This window comes from Streptomyces sp. NPDC088747, assembly GCF_044751025.1.
In the GTDB taxonomy this organism is placed as follows: domain Bacteria; phylum Actinomycetota; class Actinomycetes; order Streptomycetales; family Streptomycetaceae; genus Streptomyces.
Window position 1 is genome coordinate 246,451 of record NZ_JBIVKZ010000003.1, and the last position, 21,145, is coordinate 267,595.

The following is a 21,145-nucleotide window of genomic DNA, read 5'->3' on the forward strand; positions in this document are numbered from 1 at the left end:
CCGGCGCTACTCCTCGCGGGTGGACGGCGAGTGGGGCAGCCGGTCGGCGGCCACCACCCCTTCGAGATAGCCGCGGGCCCGCTCCGTGCGCGGATACGCCTCCAGGAGCCGCCAGAAGCGGGGGCCGTGCCCCGGCACGAGCAGGTGGGCGAGTTCATGGACGAGGACGTAGTCGACGACGTACTCGGGCATGCCCTGCAACCGGTGCGACAGGCGGATGCTGCCCTCGGCCGGTGTGCACGAGCCCCAGCGCGTGTTCTGGTTGGTGACCCAGCGAACCGTGGTGGGCCGGGCCCGCCCGTCGAAGTACTGTTCCGACAGACGCGCGGCCCGCTCGGTCAGCTCGGCGTCGCCGGGCACCCGTTTCTTCTCCTGGGCGGCCAGCTTGTCGAGCATGACGGTCACCCAGCGCTGTTCCTCCGCCTCGGACATCCGGGCGGGGATGAGCACGACGGTGCGATCGCCCTCGCGGTACGCGGAGACCGTCCTGCGCCTGCGCGCGCTCCTGCGGACCTCGATCGCGCTCGCCCCCGAGCCGCTCGGCGGCGGGCTCGTCGTACTGCGCTGTGGGTTTCCGGCGCGGTGCAGTGGGTCGGCGGGCACGCCCCGACGTTACCCGCTGCACATGGGGGAAGTCCCGTCCCTGGGACGGTTCGATGCCGATCCGCACCCCGTGTGCTTGATTTGTACGACGAACACCACCGCCTGTGGATAACTTTCGGCGCCCTCGGGCCGCGACGGGCATGCTGGCATCCGGTCGGCGAAACGGGACCCACACCCGCCGACGCTCGGGGACGTTCCACGGAGTACGGGGGTAGGTCATGCATCCGATCGTGAAGCCGGCACTGCGGCGTGGCTGGCGGGATCTCAACACCGTCCAGTTCGGCATGGCACCCGCGCACGCGATAGTCCTGGGCCCGGTGGACACGGCGACGGGCAGCTTCCTCGATCTCCTCAACGGGACACGCGGGCTGCCGCTCCTCCGCGAAGAGGCACGCGCGATGGGGTTGCCCGAAGGCCATGTGGACGCCCTTCTGGACCGGCTCGCCCGGTCCGGCCTGCTGGACGACGCCACGGGAGGCGGTCCGGCGGCGGAAACCCTGCGCAAGAAGAAGGGGGTCCTCGACCGGCTGCGCCCCGACCTCGCGTCCCTCTCCCTCGTCGCTCCCGAACCGGGCGAAGGCATGAAACGCCTGGCGGCCCGCCGCTCACTGCGTGTACAGGTGCGGGGCGCCGGCCGAGTGGGAGCGGTCCTGGCCTCGCTGCTCGCCGGCGCGGGTGTCGGCGTGGTCGACGTCCGCGACAGCGGCTGCGTCGAACCCTGGGACGTCGCACCGGGCGGACTGCCCGCCGAGTCCATCGGCGAACGCCGGGAGGAAGCAGCGCGCCGGGCGGTGCGCCGAGCGGCACCGCAGCGTCCACCGCGGACGTCCTCGGGCGGCGAGGAGCTGGGACTGTCGCTGGTGATCCTCGCCCCGCGGGACGGCCTCGCCGTCCACGCACCCGACCCGGTGGCCGCCGAGCCGCTGATCACCTCGGGCACACCACATCTGTACGCGGGCGTCGTGGAGGCCACGGGAGTCGTCGGCCCGCTGGTCCTGCCCGGTGACACGGGCTGCGCCGGCTGTCTGGACCGGAGCCGCGCCGACCGGGATCCGACCTGGCCCCGACTGGTGGCGCAGTGGCGATCCACCCGGTCGCGCCACGTCCCGGCCTGCGATCTCGCGCTGGCGGCCGGTGTCGCCGCAATGGCCGCGAGTCACGCGCTGGCCTTCCTCGACGGGGCACTGCCCGCCACCTCCGGGGCCCGCTGGGAGACCTCGGCACCGGGATTCCACTGGCACGCGAAACCGGTCTGGCCGCATCCCGCGTGTGCGTGCGCCGCCGCGGAGAAAAGTAAGAAAGGGGAGCGCCCCTCCGAAGAAGGGGAGCCGCACGAGACAATGGCAGGGCAACAGCCGTACGCGGCTCGGCTGTCCGGTAATTGGAGGGCGCATGTCTGATCTTCCGCGGAAGGCAGTCACCCGTACGGCCAAACTCGCCGCACTGCCGATCGGCTTCGCCGGGCGGGCCACCTGGGGGCTCGGCAAACGGATCGGCGGGAAGTCCGCGGAGATCGTCGGCCGCGAGTTGCAGCAGCGCACCGCCGAGCAGCTGTTCAAGGTGCTCGGCGAGCTCAAGGGCGGCGCGATGAAGTTCGGGCAGGCCCTGTCCGTCTTCGAGTCGGCGCTGCCAGAGGAGGTCGCGGGACCGTATCGCGCGGCGCTCACGAAGCTCCAGGAGGCGGCGCCCCCGATGCCGACCCGCACCGTGCACGCGGTGCTGGAGGAGCGGCTCGGCGACGAGTGGCCCGAGCTGTTCCTGGAATTCGAGGACAAGCCGTCGGCGGCGGCCTCCATCGGCCAGGTCCACCACGCGGTGTGGCACGACGGCCGAGAGGTCGCGGTGAAGGTGCAGTACCCCGGAGCGGGCGATGCCCTGCTGGCCGACCTGACCCAGCTCAGCAGGTTCGCCAGGCTGCTGGGCCCCCTGATCCCGGGGATGGACATCAAGCCGCTCATCGCCGAACTGCGCGACCGGGTCTCCGAGGAACTGGACTACGGCCTGGAGGCGCAGGCCCAGCAGACGCACGCGGAGGAGTTCGCGGACGACCCTGACGTCCGCGTACCGGCGGTGGTCCACCAGTGCGAGCAGGTTCTGGTGACCGAGTGGATCGATGGCATACCCATGTCGGAGGTGATCGCCGACGGCACTGAGGAACAGCGGGACCGTGCCGGCCAGCTGCTGGCCCGTTTCCTCTTCTCGGGCCCGGCCCGCACCGGACTCCTGCACGCCGACCCGCACCCGGGAAACTTCCGTCTCCTGCCGGACGAGAAGGGTGGCTGGCGACTGGGTGTCCTGGACTTCGGCACCGTGGACCGACTCCCCGGCGGCCTGCCCCCGACGATCGGCGCCTCGCTCCGCATGACGCTCGACGGCGAGGCCGAGGCGGTCTACGCGATGCTCTGCGAGGAGGGCTTCGTCAAGGAGTCGATCGAGCTCGAACCCGACGCGGTCCTGGACTACCTCCTGCCGATCATCGAACCGGCCCAGGCCGACGAGTTCACCTTCTCCAGGGGCTGGATGCGCAGCCAGGCCGCCCGGGTGGGCGACCCCCGCTCCCCCGCCTACCAGTTGGGCAAGCAGCTCAACCTGCCGCCCGCCTATCTCCTGATACACCGCGTGACCCTGAGCACCATCGGTGTCCTGTGCCAACTGGGTGCGACGGTCCGCCTGCGTGATGAGCTGGAGGAATGGCTGCCCGGCTTCCTGCCGGAGGAGGAGCTGGAGGACGACGGGGAGCGGGCCGCCGAGGCCTGACGAGCGGGCCGTTCACCACCGGGCGGAGTCCAGCCGCCCCTCGATGGCCCTCAGATGGACGCGGGCGCAGCGGTCGCAGAAGTAGTGGCGGGCGCCGTTCTCCACGGAACAGGTCCAGGTGGGCCTGGGGCCGTCGGCCGGGGTGCCGCAGCGGGCGCACACGATGCGCCGGCCCGCGGCTTCGGACCGCTGCCCCGAGCCGGTGCTGTCACTGTCTCCGGGAAGACTTGTCACCCGGAGACGATATCGCCGCGGTCGACGGTTCGCCGGACACAACGCACCACGGGGCCGACCGTGACGTGGCGCGGGGGCCGGTCCGTCCGGACCGGCCCCCGCGAGGAGTTACTGCTTGTCTCTACCGACGGCGACTGCCGTCGGTCACTGCATGAGGGCCATGGCCAGCGCGCGACGGGCACGCATCGAGGCGCGCTCGGCACGGCGCTGCATCCGGCGGGCGGTCGCCAGGCGCATGGCCCGGCGTTCCCGCTCCGCCTCGTGCAGTCGCTCGTGCATATGCGCACGAGCCAGAGCTTCTGGGATGAGTTGCATCTCTCGGGTCCTGTTCTGACGCGAGTCCCTCGCGTCGGTGATGGTGAAGTCTGGGATCGCGAAGCCATCGGGCTCGCTGGTGGACGGCTTCATCGGGGCCTGTTTCTTGGGGTCGTTCGTCAGGGGGCGGTCGATCGTTCCTCGGATGTTCATGCCGCAACCGGGTTCTTGCGCGGGCGGCCACGGGGCCGCTTGCGGGCCACGACGACACCCTGGACGAAGAGCTCGCCACCCCAGACGCCCCAGGGCTCACGCCTCTCCTTGGCACCGGCGAGGCAGGCCTCGACCAGCGGGCAGGTACGGCAGAGCGACTTGGCGTACTCGACATCGGCCGGCGACTCGGCGAAGAAGACCTCCGGGTCGTAGGAACGGCAGGGGACGGGTACGCCGAGGTTCTCGATGGCGTCGTCGAGCGCGGTGAGCGCAGTGAGCGGGATCAAGGTGGAGTCCTCCGTGAGGCCGGGCGGGGAGATCGTTTCGGAAGGCGGTACTGACGGGGCGTGCGCTTCGAGTTGCACGGCTGGTCTTCCTCGTCTGGTCGTGCCGGCCGGGTCGGCCGGTTGGCGGCTGGTACCGGGTTCATTACCTGTCCCGAGGCCCCTTCGCTCCGCTGTCCCTGGTCGGGGACAAACAGAAGGGCCGCGGATCCCGGGTGGGGTTCCGCGGCCCTGAAGGCGCCGGCCTGATCGAGGATCAGGCTGGATCACTCCAGGGTTCAGGCCCACGGAAGGCCCACATCGTGTGGTGCTGCTCGGTCTGCTTCAGGGATCCGGCACTGGCTGCCGTAAAGGCATAGGCGCGCGCCTCTGCCATTACCGCGGTTTCCAGTGCCTGGGTCGGTCGCTCATTGCGCTCACGGATGGGAAGACCCGAGAGAGACACGGAGGACGCCGGCCGGACGGCGGGAACGCCGGACAGACCGGTGCCCAGGTTCGAGACGCCGAGCAGGCACGTGGAGACGACCGAGGGATCGGTCACTTTCGCGGTGTTGATGAAGCTGGCGTTGATGCTGATCACTGGAATCGCCTCCTCTCGGCGTCTATGGGACCGGGGGTGAGCCGGTCAACGGTTGTTAAGTACAGCACGGAAACCGGGCCTCGGAGAAGGCCGCCGTTCCGTGTTAAGAACCTATGGGGATTGCCGGGGCATGCGCAAACTATTTTTTCGACGAGTTCGTGTCAGTCACCTTCTTCGCCCCCTTCAACATCTTGACCTGCGCAGATGGCCAGAACATCGGTACCGAAGCGGTTCAGCTTGCGGACTCCGACGCCGGGGATCCTTGCCAGCTCACTCGCGTCGTCGGGGACGGTCTCGGCGATCGCCATCAGCGTCTTGTCGGTGAAGACGCAGAAGGCGGGCTGCCCGCTGCGCCGCGCCTGCACCTCGCGCCACTCCCGCAGCCGCTCGTAGAGTCCCTCGTCCATGTCGGACGGGCAGTCCTCGCAGCGCATCAGCTTCATCTCACCGGCGTCGGTCAGCGTGCGGCCGCAGACCCGGCAGCGGGCGGGCGTCCGCACCGATCGCCGCACGACCGTGCCTGCGCTGCTCGCGACACCGCGCTCGATGCCGCCCGGTCCGCCGCCGCCCCGGCCCGCCGTGGCGACCGAGCCCGGGCGCAGCCCGTCGAGGAAGCGGCTGGGCCGACGGTTGGCCCTGCCGCCGGGTGAGCGGGACAGGGCCCAGGAGACGGACAGGTGTTCTCTGGCGCGGGTGACACCGACGTAGAGGAGGCGGCGCTCCTCCTCGATCTGCTCGTCGGTCTTTGCGTAGGTGATCGGCATCATTCCCTCGGCGACGCCGGTCAGGAAGACGACGTCCCACTCCAGTCCCTTGGCGGAGTGCAGGGAGGCGAGAGTGACGCCCTGGACGGTCGGCGCGTGCTGGGCGCTCGCGCGCTCGTCGAGCTCCGCGACGAGATCGCCGAGGGTGGCGCCTTCCTTCGCCGCGGCGAAGTCGTGGGCGAGGTGGACGAGGGCCGCCAGCGATTCCCAGCGCTCCCTGACCGCGCCGGAGCCGGCGGGGGGCTGGTTGGTCCATCCTTCGCCCGACAGCACGGCGCGGACCTGCGAGGGCAGGTCGACGACGTCGTCGAGGAGGGAGTCGTTGCCGCCGAACCGGGCCGCGGCGCGCAGGGCGGAGCCCGCCTTGCGTACCTCGGGGCGGTCGAAGAACCGCTCTGCGCCGCGCAGCTGGTAGGGCACCCCGGCGTCCGCGAGCGCCTGTTCGTGGAGTTCGGACTGGGAGTTCGTGCGGAACAGGATCGCGATCTCGCCCGCGGGGACACCGGAGGCGATGAGGTCGCGGATGCGGCGGGCGGCGCCCTCGGCCTCGGCGGGCTCGTCGGTGTACTCGGCGTAGACGGGTTCGGGGCCGGGGGCCCGCTGGGAGATCAGCTCCAGGCGGTGTTCCGCGGCCCGGCCACTGGCCTGGGCGAGCAGGCCGTTGGCGAGGTGGACCACCTGGGGCGAGGAGCGGTAGTCGCGGACGAGCTTGACGACGGTGGCTCCGGGGTGGCGGTTACGGAAGTCGAGGAGGTGGTCGGGAGTTGCACCGGTGAACGAGTAGATCGTCTGGCTGGCGTCCCCGACGACGCAGAGGCTGTCGCGTTCGCCGAGCCACAGGTCGAGCAGTCGCTGCTGGAGGGGGCTGACGTCCTGGTACTCGTCGACCACGAAGTGCTGGTACTGGGCGCGGACCTGCTCCGCGATGTCGTGGCGGTCCTGGAGGACGGCGACCGTCAGCAGCAGGACGTCCTCGAAGTCGATGACCCCGCGGTCGCGCTTGAGATCTTCGTAGGTCCCGTAGAGCTGGGCGATCTCGGCCGGGTTCCTGGGGGCCTCCCGGCCGACCTTGGCGGCGACGGCCGCGTAGTCGGCGGGGATCGTCTGGGTCACCTTGGACCACTCGATCTCGGCGGTGACGTCCCGCAGTTCGCCCCGGTCCAGGCGGATGCGGCAGGCGGCGGCCGCGTCGGCGACCAGCTGGATCTTGCGGTCGACGAGCCGGGGCAGGCTGCCGCCGACCGCTTTCGGCCAGAAGTACTGGAGCTGGCGCAGCGCGGCCGAGTGGAAGGTGCGGGCCTGGACGCCGCCGGCGCCGAGCTGGCGGAGCCGGCCGCGCATCTCGCCGGCGGCGCGGTTGGTGAACGTGACGGCGAGCACGCTGGAGGGCTGGAGGATCCCCGCGCGCACCCCGTAGGCGATGCGGTGGGTGATGGCCCGGGTCTTGCCCGTACCGGCGCCCGCCAGCACGCACACCGGTCCGTGCAGGGCGGTGGCGACCTCGCGCTGCTCGGGGTCGAGCCCGTCGAGCACCGCGTCGGCCGTGTCCGGGACCTGTGGGAAAAGGGTGGAGTGCGTTGCTGCTGTCACCCCGCCATGCTGCCAGGTCGCCGGGGACAGGTGAGTCGGTTGTCCACAGGGGGGCACTCGCAGTCGTACTAATGCGGCAGGCGCCGCCCCCGCGGGCATACCCCGTACGGGAATGGCTGCCAGGCCAGTTACGTTCCCAGAAGCGACAACGCACCCCCCGACGCCGTGAAGGAGCGCAATCGACATGCCGGGCACTGTGACGATGTACAGCACCACGTGGTGCGGCTACTGCCGCCGGCTGAAGAGCCAGATGGACCGTGAGGGCATCACGTACGACGAGATCAACATCGAGCAGGACCCGCAGTCCGCGGCGTTCGTGGAGAAGGCGAACGGCGGGAACCAGACGGTTCCCACCGTTCTCTTCCCGGACGGTTCGACGCTGACCAACCCGTCCCTCGCGCAGGTCAAGCAGAAGATCGGCGCGTAGCCCGGGTCAGGCGGTGGCCCCCCGGGTGGGCAGCGGCTTGCCGTACCAGAGCTCGATGAGGCGGGCCGCGATCGAGATCCCGTAGGGGGGCAGCACCTCCCCGGACTCGAAGGCGGCCCGCAGGTCTTCGCGGGAGAACCAGCGGGCCTCTTCGATCTCCTCGCCGTCGACGTTGATCTCGGACGAGACGGCTCGCGCCATGAAGCCCAGCATGAGGCTGGAGGGGAAGGGCCAGGGCTGGCTGGCGACGTACTCGACCTCGCCGACCGTGATGCCCGCCTCCTCGAAGACCTCGCGGCGCACCGACTGCTCGATGGACTCACCGGGCTCGACGAAGCCGGCGAGGGTGGAGAAGCGCCCCTCCGGCCAGTGCACCTGGCGGCCGAGCAGGATGCGGTCCTCGTCGTCGGTGACCGCCATGATCACGGCCGGGTCGGTGCGCGGGTAGTGCTCGGCACCGCAGGCCTGGCAGCGGCGGATGTGGCCGGCCGCCGCGATGACGGTGCGCTCGCCGCAGCGCGAGCAGAAGCGGTGGAGCCGCTGCCAGTTCTCCAGGGCGACCGCGTGCACCATGAGGCCCGCGTCGCGGGGGGAGAGCAGGAGTCCCGCTTCGCGCAGGCCCGCCGCGCGGGCGGACTGGTCGATGCGGCCGGGAAGCGTGTCCTTCTGGAGTGCGAAGTAGCTCACCCCGTCGTCGTCCGTGCCCAGGAAGTAACGGTGGGCCTCGGTGAGCGGTGCCTCGAAGGAGGGGGTCATCACCAGTTCGGTGGTGCCCTCCGCCGTCTCGTCTATCAGGACCTGGCCGCCGGAGACCACGAAGGCGCGGGTGGTGGGGTGGCTCCACGCAGCGGCGAGCCAGGCCTCGTCGAGCCGGTGGTGGGCGGCCCGGTCGATGCCGCTCGGCGCGGTGAGCGAGATGGGACGGTCGGCGGTGTGGTCGGTCCAGGTGGTCACGGGTGCTTCCAACTCCCCCGGTGTAACGGTTGTTTCGGTGGGCGGTTCGGCAGGGCGGGTGCGGAGGGGGCTGCTCAGGGCGTTGATCGCCTTCTTCGGGGATGCCTTCTTCAGTGTGCCTCGCGCCAGCTCTCGGCCAGATCGCCCCACAGGTGGGCGGCGGTCTCGACGCCCTTCAGAAGGAGATCGATCTCGACTTTCTCGTTGGGCGCGTGCCAGCCGTCGGAGGGCACGGAGATACCCAGGAAGAGCACGGGGGCTCCGAGGACTTCCTGAAGGTCGGCCGCGGGCCCCGAGCCGCCCTCACGGGGGAAGTGGACAGGCTGTTCGAAGGCGCGGCTCATGGCCCGTACGACGGACTGCAGGGCGGGGTGTTCCAGGGGCGTCAGGCAGGGGCGGGTGGCCGCTCCGAACGTGATCTCGTGCCGGATGCCCGCGGGCACCTGCTCGGCGACCCACGCCCGTACGGCCTTCTCGACGAGGTCGGGTTCCTGTCCCGCGACCAGCCGGAAGGAGAGCTTCACCATCGCCGAGGACGGGATGATCGTCTTGCTTCCGGGGCCCTGGTATCCGCCGCCGATGCCGTTGACCTCGGCGGTCGGACGGGCCCAGACACGCTCCAGGGTGGTGTGTCCGGCCTCCCCGTGGAGGGCTGTCGACCTGGCGGTGCGCAGCCACTGGGACTCGTCGAAGGGCAGCTCGGCGAAGAGTTCGCGCTCCCTGTCGGTGAGTTCGGTGATGCCCTCGTAGAAGCCGGGGACGGCCACGCGCGCGTGCTCGTCGTGCAGTGCGGCGACGAGGCGGGCGACGGCGGTCGCCGGGTTGGGCACGGCGCCGCCGAAGGATCCGGAGTGGATGTCCTGGTCGGGTCCGTACAGCTCGATCTCGCACTCGGCGAGGCCGCGCATGCCGGTGCACACCGTGGGGGTGTCCTCGGACCACATGCCGGTGTCGGAGACGATCACGGCGTCGGCCGCGAGCCGCTCCGCGCGCGCCTCGACGAGGTCGCGGAAGTGCGGGGAGCCCGATTCCTCCTCGCCCTCGACGAGGAGCTTCAGGTGGACGGCGGGGGCGGTGCGGCCGGTCGCGGCGAGGTGGGCGCGGACTCCGAGTGTGTGGAAGAACACCTGGCCCTTGTCGTCGGCCGCCCCGCGCGCGTGGAGGCGGTTTCCGCGGATCACCGGCTCGAAGGGCTCGGTGTCCCAGCCGTCCTCGCGGCCGGCCGGCTGCACGTCGTGGTGGCCGTAGACGAGAACCGTGGGGGCGTCGGGGTCCTCGGAGGGCCAGTGCGCGAAGACGGCCGGGGCGCCGTCGGTGGCCCAGACCTCGACGGCGGGGAAGCCGGTCTCCCTGAGCTTGGCGGCAAGCCAGTCGGCGCTGCGCCGTACGTCCGCCGCGTGGTCGGGCTGAGCCGACACCGAGGGGATGCGCAGCCACTCCGCGAGGTCGTCGAGGAAGGCGGCGCGGTGGTTCTGGATGTACGTGCGGACGCGGACGGTGCTGACGGCGTTGTCAACGGGCTTGCTCATGCCCACGAGCCTAACCGCCCACGGAGGCGTGTTCGTCCGGCGGTTCCCCGGCCGCCTCTTCCTGTGGACCCTCCATGAGCAGGCGCTCCAGCGCGGCACGGTCGGGGAGGTCGTCCGGCCTGACGACCTCTCCGCTGCGGACGTACAGGAACGTCGCTCGGACCGACTCCAGGGGCACTCCCCGCTGCTCCGCCCAGGCGAGGCGGTACACGGCGAGCTGGAGGGGGTCCGCGGTGCGACCGCGGCTGGTCTTCCAGTCCACGATCTCGTACGTCGTGCCGTCACCGCCCTGCCCCCGGGCGGCGTCGTTGTCGCCGGTCTCCCGGTAGACGGCGTCGATACGGCCCCGTACGACGCGTCCGGCGATGGCGAGCTGGAAGGGGACCTCCACGCGGTAGGGCGTGCGGTGTGCGTACGGGCTGCGTTCGAAGGCGTCCTTCAGGCCCTCCAGGTCGCGTTCGTCGGCGATCTCGGCCTCACTGCCGGGGAGCTCCTCCGGCTCCAGCATGGGAAGCCGCAGCTCTTCGAAGCGGGATTCCACCCATGCGTGGAATCGGGTGCCCCGGCGCGCGGCGGGTTGCGGGGGGCGCGGCATGGGGCGGGCCAGCTCCTGTGCCAGGCCGTCCGGGTCGGCGGCCAGGCGCAGCACCTGCGACGCGGTGAGCGACGACGGCAGGGGTACGTCGGTGACGCCCGCGCGAGCCCGCAAAAGCTCGCCGGTGAGCGCGTCCAGGTCGCGGTCCCAGGAGGCGAGCGTGCGGGCTTCCTCGGGAGTGAGGCGCTCCGGGTCCTCGGGGTGAGGGCGGGCCTCGGGGGCGGATGCCTGGTGCGGAACCGTCGGGCGGTCCTCCGTCCAGGAGTCCCAGTCGGAGCCGTCTTCCTCTGCGGGGTCCGGGGGGTCGTCGTCCTCGGGCGGAGGCGGCCACTCAGGGTCTTCGTGCGAGGACGAGAGAGAGTGCGAGGACCGGGGCGGGAGCGCGGACGAGGTCGGAGCCGTGGCCGGGCCGTGGGCGGCCCCTGGGTGGGCCTCCTGGTGGGAGGCGACCCGCTCCAGGTGGGCGAGTACGGTCTCCGCGGCCGCCCGGCGGCGCAGGAGTGCCGCGTCGTCGAGCGGAAGCGGCCAGGCGTGGTCGGCGGACGCGTCGAGGAGGGCGGGGTTCTCGTCGTCCTCGGCGGGTTCGTCGGCCCAGGCCTCGATCTCCCCGTGTCCGGTCGCGCAGTGCTCGTACAGGGCGTGCAGGAAGTCCGAGGGGCCGCGTGGCTTCTTCTGGGAGGGCCCCCACCAGTGGCCGGAGCCGATCAGGAGTGAACGGGGGCGGGTGAAGGTGACGTAGCCGAGACGGAGTTCCTCGGTGTGCTGGTGGTCCTTCATGGCCTCGTGGAAGGCCTTGATGCCCCTGGCGTCCCAGGTGTCGATGTCGGGCAGGGTGTCGGCGTCTCCGCGCAGCTCGTGCGGCAGGACCTTGCCCTGGGCGGTCCACTTCTCGCGGCCCTGGGTGCTGGGGAAGGTACCGGTGACGAGGCCGGGGACCACGACGACATCCCATTCGAGGCCCTTGGACCTGTGCGCGGTGAGCACCTTGACGGTGTTCTCGCCACCTGGGAGGGCGTTGTCGAGGCCCTTCTCGTACTGCGCGGCGGTCCGCAGGAAGCCGAGGAAGGCCAGCAGGGTGGCCTCTCCGTCACCGGCGGCGAAGGACGCGGCGACGTCCAGGAAGTTCGACAGTGTCTCGCGGCGCCTGGCGGCCAGCGCGTGCGGCGACGCGGAGAGTTCGACCTCCAGGCCGGTGACGGCGAGCACCCGATGCAGGACGTCCATCAGCGGGTCGGCCAGCGAACGGCGCAGGTCGCGCAGCTCGGCGGCGAGCCGGGCGAAACGCACCCGTGCGTCGGGCGAGAAGGGCAGTCCGTCGTCGTCACCTCCCGCCTCGATGGGCGTCTCCAGGAAGGTGTCGAGCGCGTCCGCGAGCGATATCACCTCGGCCGGATCGACCCCCTCCACGGCCGCGGCGAGCCGGCGGTCCGGATCGTCGTCGGCGCCCACGCGCGCGTGGGTCACGAGAAGTCGGGCGCGCCTGCCCAGGAGGGCCAGGTCGCGCGGGCCGATGCGCCAGCGGGGGCCGGTGAGCAGGCGTACGAGGGAGGCGTTGGCACCGGGGTCCTGGAGGACCTCGCAGACGGCGACGAGGTCGGCGACCTCGGGAAGGTGCAGCAGCCCGGAGAGGCCCACCACCTCCACCGGAATGTCACGGGCGACGAGCGCGCCCTGGATCTCGGCGAAGTCCGTCGCCGTACGGCACAGGACCGCGATCTCGCCGGGCGCCTTCCCGGTGCGGACGAGATGGGCGATCGAGTCGGCGAGCCAGCCGATCTCCTCGGCGTGGGTGCTCAGCAGCGCGCAGCGGACCAGGCCGTTGCGCTCGGCTCCGGGGGCGGGGCGGAGTGCCTCCACGCCCGCGTGCATGGCGCGAAGGGGCTCGGCGAGGCCGTTGGCGAGTTCCAGGAGACGTCCGCCACTGCGCCGGTTCTCGCTGAGTGCCTGGCGGTTCGCGGGGCGGCCGTCGGGGTGCGCGAAGTGCTCGGGGAAGTCGTCGAGGTTGGCGACGGAGGCTCCCCGCCAGCCGTAGATCGCCTGGCAGGGGTCGCCGACCGCGGTCACCGGGTGGCCGGTGCCGCCGCCGAAGAGACCGGCGAGCAGGACGCGCTGGGCCACGGACGTGTCCTGGTACTCGTCCAGCAGGACCACGCGGAACTCGTCGCGCAGGATGGTTCCGACCTCGGGGCGGGTGCGGGCCAGCGTGGCGGACAGGGCGATCTGGTCGCCGAAGTCGAGGAGGTCGCGTTCGCGCTTGGCCGCCCGGTAGCGGACCACCAGCTCGGCGAGTTCGCGCCGGGCCGCCGCCGCCTCGGGAACCTTGCGGAGCTCGGCGTTGGAGAGTTTGGCGCTCTCCAGGGACCGCAGCAGTTCGGCGTCGTACGTGCGTAGGTCCTCGGGGCGTACGAGGTGTTCGGACAGCTCCGAGTCGAGCGTGAGGAGGTCACCGACCAGGTCGGGGAAGGAGCGGGTGAGCGCCGGGTAGGGGCCCGGCGCCTCGCGCAGCACGCGCGCGGCGAGCTGGTAGCGGGTGGCGTCGGCCAGCAGGCGGGACGTCGGTTCGAGGCCGATGCGCAGGCCGTGGTCGGTCAGCAGACGGCCCGCGAAGGCGTGGTACGTGGAGATGACCGGCTCTCCGGGCGGGTTGTCCGGGTCGATCACGTCGGGGTCGGTGACGCCGGCCCTGATCAGTGCCTTACGGACGCGCTCGGCGAGTTCACCGGCCGCCTTGTTGGTGAACGTCAGGCCGAGGACCTGCTCGGGGGCGACCTGTCCGGTGCCGACCAGCCACACGACGCGCGCCGCCATCACCGTGGTCTTGCCCGAACCGGCTCCGGCCACGATCACCTGCGGGGCGGGCGGTGCGGTGATGCAGGCCGTCTGCTCCGGGGTGAAAGGGATGCCCAGGAGCTCTTTGAGCTGCTCGGGGTCGGTGATACGGGCTGGCACGTCAGAGAGGCTAGCGGCGCGCACTGACAGCGGGGGCCACATCGGCCGTGGAGCCGAGAGATGCGCTGGTCAACAGGGGTGGTGCGATACGTCACGCACGTCGCGGCGGTTTCCGCGCACGGGCCCCGCGGCTCGGCCGGTCACGCGCCCCCGGCGCCACTCGCCTCAGGCACCCGCCCGCTCGTCACTCGACCACCTGCCGCCCCTCGGGCCGCGCGCTGCACGACGCCCGGAACGCGCAGTGCGTGCAGTGCTGGCCCGTCTTGGGTGAGAACCGCTCGTCGAGGACCTTGCCCGCCGCGGTGGCGAGCAGGTCACCGACCCACTCGCCCTCCAGAGGCTCCTGCGCCTGCACCTTGGGAAGGGTCTCGCCGCCGTTCTTCTTGGGGGCGCCCTGGCGCAGCTGGACGAGTTCGGCGCCGCCCGGTTCGGGCCGTACGCCGTCGAAGGCGTCGTCGGCGGCGCCCTCCCCGATGGCGAGCTGGTAGACAGCGAGTTGCGGGTGGTGCGCCACCTCGGCGGCGCTCGGCGCCTGTTTGCCGGTCTTGAAGTCGACCACGTAGGCGCGGCCCTCGGTGTCCGTCTCGACGCGGTCCATGGAGCCGCGGATGCGCACCTCGTACTCGCCCGCTTCGAGGGTCACGTCGAAGTCGTGCTCGCTGGCCACCGGCGTACGCCCGGTGCGGTCCATCACATGCCACTTCAGGAAGCGTTCGAGCGCCACGCGCGCGTGCTCCTTCTCCTGCGCGGACTTCCAGGGTGCGTCGAAGGCGAGCGCGTTCCACACGGAGTCGAGGCGCTCCATCAGGACGGCGAGGTCGGCCGGGGTACGCCCGGAGGCGACCTCGTCGGCCAGGACGTGCACCACGTTGCCGAAGCCCTGGGCGGCGGTCGCGGGCGCGTCGGCCTTCACCTCGCGCCCGAGGAACCACTGGAGGGCGCAGGTGTTGGCGAGCTGGTCGAGAGCGCTTCCGGAGAGCACGACGGGCTGGTCGCGGTCGCGCAGCGGGATCTTGCTCTCGGTCGGCTCGTACAGGCCCCACCAGCGGTAGGGGTGCGCGGAGGGGACCAGGGGGCGGCCGTCCTCGTCGCCGAGCGCGGCGAGTCTGGCCAGACGGTGGGCCGCGGCCTGCCTGAGGGGTTCGGAGACACGCGGATCGACGGTCGTGGCGCGCAGCTCGGCGACCAGCGCGGCGACGGACAGCGGGCGGCGCGAGCGGCCGGTGACGTCCTTGGGCTCGACGCCGAGTTCGGTGAGGAAGCGGGACGGCTGGTCGCCGTCGTCGGCCGGGGCCTTCACGGCGGTGACGACGAGGCGTTCACGCGCGCGCGTGGCGGCCACGTAGAACAGACGGCGCTCCTCGGCGAGGAGCGCTCCGGGTGTGAGGGGTTCGGCGAGGCCGTCGCGTCCGATGCGGTCGGCCTCCAGCAGGGAGCCGCGGCGGCGCAGGTCCGGCCACAGACCCTCCTGGACGCCCGCCACGACGACGAGACGCCACTCGAGGCCCTTGGAACGGTGTGCGGTCATCAGACGTACGGCGTCGGGGCGTACGGCCCTGCGGGTGAGCGTGTCGGCGGCGATGTCCTGGGCCTCGATCTCCTCCAGGAAGTTGAGGGCGCCGCGGCCGCCGATGCGTTCCTCCGCGCGGCTCGCGGTCGCGAAGAGAGCGCACACGGCGTCGAGATCACGGTCGGCGTTGCGTCCGGCCGCGCCACCGCGCCGGGCGGCCCGCTCCAGGCGCTGGGGCCACGGGGTGCCCTCCCACAGGTCCCAGAGCGCCTCCTCGGCCGTCCCGCCGCCCGCGAGGCGCTCCCGCGCCTTCCGCAGCAGCGCACCGAGGCGCTGGGCGCCGCGGGCGTACGCCGGGTCGTGCGCGACGAGCCGCTCCGGCTCGGCCAGCGCGCGGGCGAGGAGTTCGTCGGAGGGCGCCGGGACGTGGTTTCCGGCGGCCCGCTCCTCCTCGCGCAGTGCGCGGCCCAGGCGCCGCAGGTCGGCGGCGTCCATGCTCGCGAGCGGCGAGGCGAGCAGGGTGAGGGCGGTTTCGGTGTCGAGCCAGGGGGTGTCCGGGTCCGACGGGACGGACTCGGTCGGTTCGTCCGATACAGCCGATTCAGCAAACTCCTGGGACTCCTGGGACTCCTGGGAATCACGAGGTTCCTGGGACCCCTGGGGCTCGTGTGAGTCGGCGTTATCGGCGGCCGCCGCGGATGCGTCGTCCCGGGCCGCATCGTCTCGGGCCGCATCATCGGGGGACGCATCGTCGCGGGACGCGTCTCCCAGGGACGCGTCTTCTCCGGCGTTCACGCCTCCCACAGCGTCCTCGGCCGGCACCTCCCCGGCCGAGTCCTCGGCAGGCGGCACCTCCCCCGCCACATCCCCCGCGGATACGTCCACACCCGCACCGGTGTCGCCCTCCGCGCCCCCCTCCGCCCGCGCCACCGCCCGCAACGCCGTGAGCAGTGGCGCGACCGCCGGTTCGTGCCGGAGCGGGAGGTCGTCGCCGTCGATGTCGAGCGGCACGCCGGCCGCGGTGAGCGTCCGTCGGATCGTCGGGATCGTGCGGGAACCGGCGCGCACCAGGACGGCCATCTCGCCCCAGGGGACGCCGTCCTCCAGGTGGGCACGGCGCAGGATGTCGGCGATGTTGTCGAGCTCAGTGCCGGACGTCGGGTAGGTGATGACCTCGATCCGGCCCCCGTCCCGCACCGGGGACAGCTCGCGGTGGGCCCGGACCTTCTCCGCCGGAAGCCGGGTCAGCGGCATGCGCTGGGTGAGCAGACGGGTGGCGCCCAGCAGCGCGGCGCCCGAGCGGCGCGACGTCCTGAGGACCTCGACCGGCGCGGGGCGGCCGTCCACGCGCGGGAAGGCGTCGGGGAAGTCCAGGATGCCGTTCACGTCGGCACCCCGGAAGGCGTAGATCGACTGGTCCGGGTCGCCGAACGCGACCAGCGTGCGGCCACCGCCCGCCAAGGCCCGCAGCAGTCGTACCTGCGCCGGGTCGGTGTCCTGGTACTCGTCGACGTAGACCGCGTCGTACTGCGCGGCCAGCCGTTCGGCGACGCCGGGGCGGCCGGCGAGCAGCACCGCGCGGTGGACGAGTTCCGCGTAGTCGAGGACTCCCTGCATGTCGAGAACGTCGAGGTACTCGGCGAGGAAGGCCGCCGCCGCACCCCAGTCGGGGCGGCCGATGCGCGCGGCGAAGGCGTCCAGGGCGTCGGGGCTCAGGCCCAGCTCACGGCTACGGGCGAGGACCGCGCGGACCTCGTCCGCGAAGCCGCGTGTGGTCAGACAGGCCCGCAGGTCGTCCGGCCAGCGCACATGCGCGAGACCCAGGCGCTCCAGGTAGGGCTGACCCGCGAGCAGCTCACGCACGGCGACGTCCTGTTCGGGACCCGACAGCAGCCTGAGAGGTTCCGCGAACAGTTCGCTGTCCTGGTGGGCGCGGACCAGGGCGTAGCAGAAGGAGTGGAAAGTGGTCGCCTGAGGGGCGCGTGCTGCGCCTATGCGCAGCGCCATGCGGTCGCGCAGCTCGACGGCGGCCTTCCTGCTGAAGGTGAGCACCAGGATCCGCTCCGGGTCGCCGCCCCGTGCGATCCGGCCCGCCACGGACTCGACCAGCGTGGTCGTCTTTCCGGTGCCAGGGCCCGCGAGAACGAGCAGTGGGCCACCCTTGTGGTCAACCACCGAGCGCTGTCCCGCGTCAAGACGAGGGGGATCCACCCGGACCGGCGGGGTACGAACCAGTCGGTACGCGCCACGGGTCCCCTGTCGCACATGGGGGTGCGACAGGCGCCTGGTGGATGAAGAGGAGCTCACGTGGTTCGCCGGTCCTGGTGGTTGTGCTGGGGATCGTCACTGTCGGCGCTGAGCACCGTTTTCGCGGGAGTGGTGGTCGAGCGGCACGTCCCTGGCGTGCCGCGCGGTCGGTGCGGTGGCCGTGGGGCGAGAGGGATGGGCGTCGTCGACGCTACGCCGGTGAGCACCGAGGAAGGAGGACTTCCCCTTCTTCCCAAGGGCCCCGTGCGTCCCCCGTTCCTCGAACGTACGGCATGTCGGGGACGTGCCGCGCTTCCCCCGTACGGGCCACAGGTTCTCCCTGCGCCCGTCGAATACCGGAAGCTGTCAGGTGTGACTCTCCGCGCGTTCGCCGCCGTCCCATCGCGCCCGTCTCATGTCGAGGCGCGGCAGATGTCCGGTGGCGGCTCTGCTCGACTCCTTCAGGGGCGTGCCCTCCGCGCGGTAGCGGGCCAGCGCCTCGAGTTCGTGGCCGGGGAGCAGCACGCCGTCCGCGCGGGTGACGCGCCACCACGGGACCGCTCCTCCGTAGAGGGCCATCACCCGGCCCACCTGGCGCGGGCCGCCCTCCTCCAGCCACTCGGCGACGTCCCCGTACGTCATCACACGCCCGGAGGGGATCAGTTCGGTGACCTCAAGGACCCGCTCGGCGTACTCCGGCAGGTCGTCCGCCGGAAGGCTCTCCTCGCTCATCCGACCCATCCTGCACCACCCCACCGACAACGCGACGCGGTGACGACTGTGCGTATTCCTCGCCCCGACGCGGCGCTTCGGGCAGACTGTGCGCCCCCGCATTTGCACCCTGATGCCCCCGTGTGTCGGTGGAGCATGCCACCATCGTGCGGGCGGTGACCGGTGATACGAGATCAAGAAGAGTCGATGAGTCAGCAGGACGTGCACCCCGAAGGCACGGAGGGCACCTCCGAGGCTCCGTCGCGCCCTGACGCCTCCGAAGCCGCCGAGAAGAAGCGGGACGACCCGACCGTCGACTGCGTGGACGAGGTCCACAGCGACGAGGTCGAGGGCGACGAACCGCTGCTCCCCGCGCGCGTGCACCGTCCGTCGGATCTGATGCGCCTGCTGGTCGGGATCCTCGCGATCGTGCTGCTGCTGGCCATCGCCGCGTTCGCGCACGGCACCACCTCGGGGCTCGAACAGGACATCAACAAGGGCACGGGCCAGGCACCCGATCTGCTGATCAAGATCGCCGGTCTGGCGTCGAGCATCGCGATCCTTCTGGTGCCGGTCGCGTTCGCGATCGAGCGGCTGATCAAGCGGGACGGGCTGCGCATCGCCGACGGCGTCCTCGCCGCGGTCCTCGCGCACGGAGTGACACTCGCCACCGATCTGTGGGTCGCGAAGGCGGCCCCCGACTCCATCCAGGAAGCCCTGACCCAGCCCTCACCGGGCGACATCCACGCTCTCACCGACCCGGTGCACGGCTATCTCGCGCCGGTCATCGCGTATATGACGGCCGTCGGCATGTCCCGCAGACCCCGCTGGCGCGCGGTCCTGTGGGTGGTGCTGCTCCTCGACGCCTTCTCGATGCTGGTCACCGGCTACACGACACCGTTCTCGATCATCCTGACGGTGCTGCTCGGCTGGACCGTCGCCTACGGGACGCTGTACGCGGTCGGCTCGCCGAACGTGCGGCCCACCGGGCGGACGCTGATGGCGGGCCTGCGGCACGTCGGCTTCCACCCGGTGACGGCGGCCCGTGAGGAGGTCCACGAGTCCGCCACGGAGAACGGCGACCGCGGCCGGCGTTATTTCGTCACCCTGGAGGACGGCCCACCTCTGGACGTCACGGTGGTCGACCGCGAGCAACAGGCGCAGGGGTTCTTCTACCGCGTGTGGCGACGGCTCACCCTGCGCGGCATCACCACCCGGCGCAGCCTCCAGTCCCTGCGCCAGGCCCTCGAACAGGAGGCGCTCCTCGCCTACGCGGCCATCGCCGCCGGGGCCAACGCGCCCAAGCTGATCGCGACCTCGGAACTCGGCCCGGACGCCGTGATGCTCGTCTACGAGCACACCGGCGGCAACACCCTCGATTCGCTGCCCGACGAGCTGATCACCGACGATCTCCTGCGCGACACCTGGCATCAGGTGCAGGCGCTCCAGTCCCGGCGCATCGCGCACCGAAGACTCGCGGGTGACGCGATCCTGGTGGATCGTTCCGGCACGGTGATCCTCACCGATCTGCGCGGCGGCGAGATCGCCGCCGGAGACCTGTTGCTGCGCATGGACATCGCCCAGCTGGTCACCACGCTGGGGCTGCGCGTGGGCGCCGAGCGGGCGGTGGCCTCCGCGGTCGGCGTACTGGGCCCGGACACGGTCGCCGACTGCCTGCCGATGCTCCAGCCCATCGCGCTGACGCGCTCCACGCGCGCGACGTTGCGCCGACTCGCCCGGGAACGCGCCCAGCGCGAGCGCGACGCGGTCCTGGAGGCCTCCCGGCAAGACAGACTCGCCCGCGCCGAGGAAACCAGGGAAGACACCGCGCCCGTACTGGAAAAGCCGGACAAGAAGGCCGTACGCGCGGAGCAGCGGGCCGAGAAGCGGGCGATCGACGACGCGCTGGACGAGGCGCGCGAGGAGGACCTGCTCACCCAGATCCGCCACCAGGTACTGCTGATCAGGCCGCAGGCCCCGGTCGAACCGGCCCGCCTGGAGCGGGTCCGGCCGCGCACTCTGATCAGTTTCATCGCCGGTGCGATCGGCGCGTACTTCCTGCTGACGCAGCTCACCCATATCGAGTTCGGGACCCTCTTCGACGACGCCGAATGGGGCTGGGTCGCCGCTGCGGTGCTGTTCTCGGCGCTGAGCTACTTCGCGGCGGCGATGAGCCTGCTCGGCTTCGTGCCCGAGCGGGTGCCCTTCGTGCGTACCGTGGCGGCGCAGGTGGCGGGCTCGTTCGTGAAGATCGTGGCGCCCGCCGCGGTCGGCGGTGTGGCCCTCAACACACGCTTCCTGCAACGCGCCGGGGTGCGGCCCGGACTCGCGGTGGCGAGCGTCGGCGCCTCGCAGCTGTTCGGACTCGGCTGCCACATCCTTATGCTGCTCTCCTTCGGCTATCTGACCGGCACCGAGAAGACACCGTCCCTGTCGCCGTCCAGGACGGTCATCGCGGGACTGCTCACAGTCGCCGTGCTGGTCCTCGTGGTGACGTCGGTGCCGTTCCTGCGCAAGTTCGTCTCCACGCGCGTGAGGTCGCTGTTCGCGGGCGTCGTGCCGCGCATGCTCGACGTGCTCCAGCGGCCGCAGAAGCTGATCACCGGCATCGGAGGCATGCTGCTGCTCACCGCCTGCTTCGTGATGTGCCTGGACGCGTCGATCCGCGCGTTCGGCCACGAGGAGACCGCCTCCCTCAGCCTCGCCAGCGTGGCCGTCGTCTTCCTCGCCGGCAACGCGCTGGGTTCCGCGGCGCCGACCCCCGGAGGCGTCGGCGCGGTCGAGGCGACCCTCACGGTCGGCCTGATCGCCGTCGGCCTCCCCAAGGAGGTCGCCGCACCCGCCGTACTCCTGTACAGGCTGCTGACCCTGTGGATCCCTGTCCTGCCGGGATGGCTCTTCTTCAACCACCTGACACGCAAGGGCGCCCTCTAGTCCCGGGCG

At 71.6% G+C, this 21,145-nt stretch carries 15 protein-coding genes; 4 read left to right on the plus strand and 11 right to left on the minus strand.

Features of this window, described 5'->3' with window-relative positions; translation table 11 throughout:
* Positions 1-6: 6 nt before the first annotated feature.
* The gene (locus ACIP79_RS09505; protein ID WP_401221465.1) at positions 7-603 is read right to left on the minus strand and encodes a M48 family metallopeptidase; all 597 of its coding nucleotides are present in this window, start codon (positions 601-603) and stop codon (positions 7-9) included.
* A 218-nt stretch (positions 604-821) separates the two neighbouring features.
* On the opposite strand from ACIP79_RS09505, the gene ACIP79_RS09510 reads away from it, so the two are divergent.
* Positions 822-2,003 (plus strand): TOMM precursor leader peptide-binding protein, encoded by a 1,182-nt coding sequence (locus ACIP79_RS09510; protein ID WP_401221468.1) that lies wholly within the window; start codon positions 822-824, stop codon positions 2,001-2,003.
* Complete coding sequence (locus ACIP79_RS09515; RefSeq protein WP_401221470.1) at positions 1,996-3,360, plus strand: ABC1 kinase family protein; 1,365 nt, start codon at positions 1,996-1,998, stop codon at positions 3,358-3,360. The genes ACIP79_RS09510 and ACIP79_RS09515 overlap by 8 nt, the downstream gene beginning before the upstream one ends.
* A 12-nt stretch (positions 3,361-3,372) precedes the next feature.
* Here the strand turns inward: ACIP79_RS09515 and ACIP79_RS09520 are convergent, their stop codons facing one another.
* The 5 genes from ACIP79_RS09520 to ACIP79_RS09540 all read right to left on the minus strand — a co-directional run bounded on the left by ACIP79_RS09520 (position 3,373) and on the right by ACIP79_RS09540 (position 7,280).
* On the minus strand, positions 3,373-3,594 hold the full coding sequence (locus ACIP79_RS09520; RefSeq protein ID WP_401221473.1) for a hypothetical protein: 222 nt from the start codon (positions 3,592-3,594) through the stop codon (positions 3,373-3,375).
* A 144-nt stretch (positions 3,595-3,738) separates the two neighbouring features.
* A complete protein-coding gene (locus tag ACIP79_RS09525; protein WP_401221476.1) occupies positions 3,739-4,062 on the minus strand; it encodes a hypothetical protein in 324 nt (107 codons plus the stop codon).
* The gene (locus ACIP79_RS09530; protein ID WP_266454605.1) at positions 4,059-4,427 is read right to left on the minus strand and encodes a WhiB family transcriptional regulator; all 369 of its coding nucleotides are present in this window, start codon (positions 4,425-4,427) and stop codon (positions 4,059-4,061) included. Before ACIP79_RS09530 ends, ACIP79_RS09525 begins: the two co-directional genes overlap by 4 nt.
* Positions 4,428-4,602: 175 nt before the next feature.
* Positions 4,603-4,926 carry a hypothetical protein gene (locus ACIP79_RS09535; protein WP_401221480.1) on the minus strand — a complete coding sequence of 108 codons (324 nt, stop codon included), beginning with the start codon at positions 4,924-4,926 and terminating at the stop codon, positions 4,603-4,605.
* Between the two features lie 161 nt (positions 4,927-5,087).
* The gene (locus tag ACIP79_RS09540) at positions 5,088-7,280 is read right to left on the minus strand and encodes an ATP-dependent DNA helicase UvrD2 (protein ID WP_401221482.1); all 2,193 of its coding nucleotides are present in this window, start codon (positions 7,278-7,280) and stop codon (positions 5,088-5,090) included.
* Between the two features lie 184 nt (positions 7,281-7,464).
* On the opposite strand from ACIP79_RS09540, the gene ACIP79_RS09545 reads away from it, so the two are divergent.
* Positions 7,465-7,707: a mycoredoxin gene (locus ACIP79_RS09545; protein WP_383683293.1), complete on the plus strand. Its 243-nt coding sequence runs from the start codon at positions 7,465-7,467 to the stop codon at positions 7,705-7,707.
* A 6-nt stretch (positions 7,708-7,713) separates the two neighbouring features.
* On the opposite strand, the gene nudC is transcribed toward ACIP79_RS09545, so the two are convergent.
* The 5 genes from nudC to ACIP79_RS09570 all read right to left on the minus strand — a co-directional run bounded on the left by nudC (position 7,714) and on the right by ACIP79_RS09570 (position 18,223).
* Positions 7,714-8,661, minus strand: a complete 948-nt coding sequence (gene nudC / locus ACIP79_RS09550; protein WP_383683294.1) for an NAD(+) diphosphatase — start codon at positions 8,659-8,661, stop codon at positions 7,714-7,716.
* Between the two features lie 110 nt (positions 8,662-8,771).
* The gene (locus ACIP79_RS09555) at positions 8,772-10,190 is read right to left on the minus strand and encodes a dipeptidase (protein ID WP_401221485.1); all 1,419 of its coding nucleotides are present in this window, start codon (positions 10,188-10,190) and stop codon (positions 8,772-8,774) included.
* A 10-nt stretch (positions 10,191-10,200) separates the two neighbouring features.
* Positions 10,201-13,776: a UvrD-helicase domain-containing protein gene (locus ACIP79_RS09560; protein WP_401221487.1), complete on the minus strand. Its 3,576-nt coding sequence runs from the start codon at positions 13,774-13,776 to the stop codon at positions 10,201-10,203.
* A gap of 142 nt (positions 13,777-13,918) precedes the next feature.
* Entirely contained in the window at positions 13,919-17,551 is a 3,633-nt protein-coding gene (locus ACIP79_RS09565) for an ATP-dependent helicase (RefSeq protein WP_401221490.1), read from the minus strand.
* A gap of 306 nt (positions 17,552-17,857) precedes the next feature.
* A complete protein-coding gene (locus tag ACIP79_RS09570; RefSeq protein WP_383683301.1) occupies positions 17,858-18,223 on the minus strand; it encodes an MGMT family protein in 366 nt (121 codons plus the stop codon).
* Between the two features lie 186 nt (positions 18,224-18,409).
* On the opposite strand from ACIP79_RS09570, the gene ACIP79_RS09575 reads away from it, so the two are divergent.
* Positions 18,410-21,136, plus strand: coding sequence for a lysylphosphatidylglycerol synthase domain-containing protein (locus ACIP79_RS09575; protein ID WP_401221493.1), 2,727 nt, complete (start codon positions 18,410-18,412; stop codon positions 21,134-21,136).
* Positions 21,137-21,145 lie beyond the last annotated feature (9 nt).